This window comes from Flavobacterium sp. (genome assembly GCF_039932285.1).
Lineage (GTDB): Bacteria > Bacteroidota > Bacteroidia > Flavobacteriales > Flavobacteriaceae > Flavobacterium.
In genome coordinates this window covers 1-5,005 of the sequence record NZ_JBDTQE010000113.1, presented here as the reverse complement: position 1 = coordinate 5,005, position 5,005 = coordinate 1, and the positions used below count along the sequence as shown (strand labels likewise).

Annotated in this window: 6 protein-coding genes; 2 read left to right on the top strand and 4 right to left on the bottom strand. The window is 33.6% G+C overall.

The window, feature by feature from the left end:
* The 4 genes from ABI549_RS13385 to mraZ form a co-directional block, all read right to left on the bottom strand.
* On the bottom strand, window positions 1-1,641 hold a 1,641-nt coding region (locus ABI549_RS13385; protein WP_348076962.1), incomplete at its 3' end, for a penicillin-binding protein 2.
* Window positions 1,632-1,973, bottom strand: coding sequence for an FtsL-like putative cell division protein (locus ABI549_RS13380; protein WP_348076961.1), 342 nt, complete (start codon window positions 1,971-1,973; stop codon window positions 1,632-1,634). The genes ABI549_RS13380 and ABI549_RS13385, both read right to left, overlap by 10 nt.
* Before the next feature lies 1 nt (window position 1,974).
* On the bottom strand, window positions 1,975-2,883 hold the full coding sequence (rsmH, locus tag ABI549_RS13375) for a 16S rRNA (cytosine(1402)-N(4))-methyltransferase RsmH (protein ID WP_348076960.1): 909 nt from the start codon (window positions 2,881-2,883) through the stop codon (window positions 1,975-1,977).
* Window positions 2,858-3,331 (bottom strand): division/cell wall cluster transcriptional repressor MraZ, encoded by a 474-nt coding sequence (mraZ, locus tag ABI549_RS13370; RefSeq protein ID WP_348076959.1) that lies wholly within the window; start codon window positions 3,329-3,331, stop codon window positions 2,858-2,860. The genes rsmH and mraZ overlap by 26 nt, the downstream gene beginning before the upstream one ends.
* Window positions 3,332-3,568: 237 nt before the next feature.
* Here mraZ and ABI549_RS13365 point away from each other — a divergent pair, with 237 nt between their 5' ends.
* Both ABI549_RS13365 and yihA read left to right on the top strand, forming a co-directional pair.
* Window positions 3,569-4,333: an alpha/beta hydrolase gene (locus ABI549_RS13365; protein WP_348076958.1), complete on the top strand. Its 765-nt coding sequence runs from the start codon at window positions 3,569-3,571 to the stop codon at window positions 4,331-4,333.
* A 58-nt stretch (window positions 4,334-4,391) separates the two neighbouring features.
* Window positions 4,392-5,005: ribosome biogenesis GTP-binding protein YihA/YsxC (gene yihA / locus ABI549_RS13360; RefSeq protein ID WP_348076957.1), on the top strand; the 614-nt coding region annotated here is incomplete at its 3' end.

The following is a 5,005-nucleotide window of genomic DNA, read 5'->3' as shown; positions in this document are numbered from 1 at the left end:
AATACAAGAATATTTGGGATTTTCTGCTGGAAAATAACCCGCAAATGACGAAATATAATATTTATCACTTCCGCCATTTGTTCCATAACTTGCAGCAGCAGTTCCTGTTTTTCCAGCCATCGAAAAATCTTTAGAATACAATTTAGAAGCGGTCCCTTTTTTAACTACATTTTTCAAAATAGCCCTTACTTTTTTCAAAGTTTCGTCAGAACATATTTTTGGATTAATGACTTGTTTGTCATACTTCTTGATGGTTTTGTTCCATTCTTTAACTTCTTGCACAAAAATTGGTTTTACCATTTCCCCATTATTTGCAATCGCATTATACAAGGTCAATGTTTGTAATGGCGTTACAGAAACTCCGTACCCAAAAGCCATCCACGAAAGTGAAATCGCACTCCATTTTTTATCTGATGGTTCTGGAATAAATGGAATTCCTTCTCCTTTGAAAGGCAAACCAAGTGGTTTATTTAAACCTAAATTTACTATTCTATCTGTAAACTGCTTTGGATTTTTTTTGTAATTCTCATAAACTGCTTGCACCATAATCGTGTTAGAAGACACTTCAAAACCTCTAGCTAAAGATACTTTCCCATAACCGCCTTCATGAGAATCGCGAACTTTATGTCCATAATATGAGATTTCGCCACCTTTACTATCGTATACTTTACTGGTATCAATTTTATTATCGTCGATAAGCGCAATTAAATCAACCAATTTGAATGTAGAACCTGGTTCATGAGATTCTCCAACAGCATAATTGATGGTTTCATAATAAGATCCGTCTTTGTCTTTTCCTAAATTAGAAATAGCTTTGACCGCACCTGTTTTAGTTTCCATTACAACCACACAACCATGATCTGCATCATATTCCATTAATTGTTTCAGCAAAGCATGATGCGCAATATCCTGAATGTAAACATCTATTGTAGAAACAATATCATAACCATCTTGTGGCTCTACTTCATTGTTATCCCGAATAGGTTTCCATTGTCCTTGTGCAATTTTTTGTTTTAGGACTTTTCCGTCTTTACCATTTAGGTATTTCCCATACGCACCTTCTATTCCTACTGGCAACAATTTACCACTGTCGTCATAACGCTCATAACCAATTGTTCTTGCTGCAATTTTCCCAATAGGATGCTCGCGCACCGTTCTCTGCTCTGTAATCATACCTCCCTTATTGGGACCAAGATTAAACAACGGAAAGTTTTTAACCGCAGCATATTGTGTATAACTCAGGTCTTTTGCCAAAAGAAAATACCTGTTTTTATTGGCTCTAGCCTTTCTGAAATCATTCAAATAACTACTAGCAGATTTTTTTAATAAAACCGAAAGTGAATCCGATAAATCTTTAATATAAGTATCAAAATTCTCTTTACTTGGCGCCATGGCATCAAAACGAATGGTATATTTAGGAATTGAGGTCGCAAGCAAACTTCCGTCAGATGAATATACATTACCACGATTGGCAGGAATTATAAAGTTTTTGATAGATCTTTCTTTGGCTAATTTTCGATAATAGTCGCCTTCAACCCACTGTATATTAGTGAGCTTTACGCCTATTGCTGTTACCATAATTATAATAACTAAAGCAATTACGTAGATACGTTTTAAAATATTTCTATCTTCTATTGCCATATTTTATACCAAGGAGTTTTTTCTTTGATTACTTTTATTTTTTTTGGCGGTACTGATGAAGGTAAAATCCCTTTATCTACCATTTCTTCAGCCACAGTCGATTCCATTTTTATTTTCATTAATTCCGAACGTCTGTCTACAAACTCCGAACGCAATTCTTTAACATCATTTGTTAAATCAGCAATTTTGAAAATTTTTTTTTCGTAACTATGCGTGTTTGCAATCATGATTATAGCCAACAAAAGCAGAAACACAATGAATCGCCAGTTTTTTGTAGCGTCTTCATTGACAAGGAATCTTGCTTTTAATAAATTATAAACGTTGCCTTTCATTTTACTTTTTTTCTGCTATTCGGAGTTTTGCACTTCGCGCACGATTGTTTATTTTAATTTCTTCGTTTGATGGAATAATCATTTTTCCTATCAACTTGAAAGGAACTTCAAATCGTCCGAAAAAATCTTTTTCAGGTTCGCCTTCAAATAAGCCATTTTTCATAAATCTTTTTACCAATCTATCTTCTAATGAGTGATACGAAATAACACTTAATCTTCCTCCTTCGCCTAAAACTTCTAATGATTGTTCTAAAAATTCTTTCAAAACATCCATTTCTTGATTTACCTCAATACGAATGGATTGGTATATTTGAGCCAAAATTTTATGCGCTTTATTATTAGGTAAAAATCTTGCTAAAACTTGTTTTAAATCTTCGGTATTTACTATTTTTTCTTTTTCACGAGCTTCAATAATTGCTCTCGAAATCGCTAAAGCATTTCCTAATTCTCCATATTCAGAAAAAATACGACGCAGGTTTGTTTCGTCATATTCATTAACAATATGAAAAGCTGTCAAATCATTTTTCTTACTCATTCTCATATCTAACTCGGCATCAAAACGAGTAGAAAAACCTCTTTCGGGAACATCAAACTGATGAGAAGAAACACCTAAATCAGCAAGAATTCCATCTACTTTTTTAATTCCGTTAAAACGTAAGAATCTTTTTATGTATCTAAAGTTTTCTTGTATTAATGTGAATCTTTCATCTGGCAAAGCATTTTCCCAAGCATCTTCATCTTGATCGAAACCAAATAATTTTCCATCAGGACCAAGTCTTGACAAAATTTCTTTCGAATGTCCGCCACCACCAAAAGTTACATCTACATACACTCCGTCTGGCTTAATATTTAAACCATCAACCGTTTCTTTCAGCAAAACTGGATTATGATATTCCATTGTCATCGTCATTTACGTTACCCATTACCTCTTCTGCCAAATCTGCAAAATCTCCAACCGAATCATCAATCGCTTTTTCGTATAAATCTTTATCCCAAATTTCAATGATATTTACTGCCGATGACAATACGATATCTTTTGAAACCGAAGCAAAAACCGCTAAATCTTTTGGGATCAACAATCGTCCCGTCGCGTCAATCTCAATAACACGAACACCTGCGGTAAAACGACGAATAAAATCATTGTTTTTCTTTACAAAACGATTCAGCTTGTTAATTTTTTGCATCATCAAATTCCACTCTTGCATTGGATATAGTTCCAAACATTGCTGAAAAACCGAACGCTTCAAAACAAAGCCTTCTTGCAAAGACGTGTTCAGCTGCTTCTTCAAAGGGTTAGGCATCATGAGCCTTCCTTTAGAATCGACCTTACATTCATATGTTCCAACAATGGTATTCAAGTAGTTATGATTTTATATGATAGTTAGCAAATATAAATAATTATTTACCACCTTTTACCACAAAATACCACTTTGTTGATAAGTTTTAACTTTTTTGACATTAAACAAATGCAAAATCAGGAAGAATCAATATTTCTGACTTATTAACAAAAAAATGATGTTATAAAAAAGTACAAGATTTATATTTCGTATTTTAGTCCTATATTTGCACCTATTTAAAGACAAAACGATTACAAGGTGAATAACTTAAAGAAAGAAGGTAGATACGAATATTTTGAAGCTGGAGAAGGAACTCCTATTATTATTTTGCACGGATTAATGGGTGGCTTAAGTAATTTTGATGGTGTTGCTAATTATTTTCCTGCAAAAGGTTATAAAGTTGTTATTCCGCAATTACCACTTTACTCACAAAATATACTAAAAACCAATGTAAAAGCTTTCTCAAAATACGTTAAAGATTTTATCACGTATAAAGGTTTTGACAGGGTAATTCTTGTGGGAAATTCACTAGGAGGACACATTGCTTTATATTTTACAAAAATGTATCCCGAACGCGTTTCTGGACTTGTAATCACAGGAAGCTCAGGGCTTTATGAAAGCGCTATGGGTGACAGCTACCCTAAACGTGGTGATTACGAATACATTAGAAAAAAAGCAGAAGGTGTTTTTTACGACCCCGCTATTGCTACAAAAGAAATCATAGATGAAGTTTACGCTACCGTAAATGACAGAATAAAATTAATAAAAACGTTAACCATTGCTAAAAGTGCCATTCGTCATAATATGGCAAAAGATTTACCAAAAATGCATGTTCCTATAGGAATTATTTGGGGTAGAAATGACGCGGTAACACCTCCAAATGTTGCCGAAGAATTTCATAAACTGTTACCCAATTCGACCTTATATTGGATTGAGAAATGTGGTCACGCAGCGATGATGGAACACCCAGACGAATTTAACCGTTTGCTTGACGAATGGTTGACTACAAAAGCAGAGCATTAAAAACTGGCTTTGTCTTTAAAAAATAATTATCCTGCTATTTTAGCGTAACACCTATTAAATGAAAATTAATACTGCCGAATTTATTATAAGTAATTCAATTGTGAGTTTGTGTCCGCAAGAACGCTTGCCAGAATACGCTTTTATTGGACGATCTAACGTTGGGAAATCATCGTTAATAAACATGTTGACCAATCACAAAAATTTGGCAAAAACCTCTGGAAGACCAGGGAAGACACAATTAATAAATCATTTTAAGATAAATAACAACTGGTTTCTTGTTGATTTACCAGGTTATGGTTATGCCAAGGTTTCTAAAAAAACAAAAGAAGTATTCCAACAATTTATTACCGATTATTTCGAGAAAAGAGAACAACTCGTTTGTGCATTTGTACTGATTGATATTCGTCACGAAGCACAAACAATAGATTTAGAGTTTATCACTTACCTTGGTGAAATAGAAATGCCGTTTTGTATTGTTTTTACTAAAGCAGACAAAATTAGTAAAGGAAAAGTTGCCCAACACGTTGCAGCTTACAGAACAGCACTTTTAAAAAACAATTGGGAAGAAATGCCACATCACTTTGTGACTTCTGCAACAGAACACACAGGAAAAGAAAATCTTTTAAATTATATAGACGAAGTAAATCAGGAAATTTTTAAGGATAATGGATT

Excerpts from the sequence above, each read along its gene's own strand:
- ABI549_RS13380 (WP_348076961.1), bottom strand. The coding sequence starts at position 1,973 with ATGAAAGGCAACGTTTATAATTTATTAAAAGCAAGATTCCTTGTCAAT.
- rsmH (WP_348076960.1), bottom strand. The coding sequence starts at position 2,883 with ATGACGATGACAATGGAATATCATAATCCAGTTTTGCTGAAAGAAACG.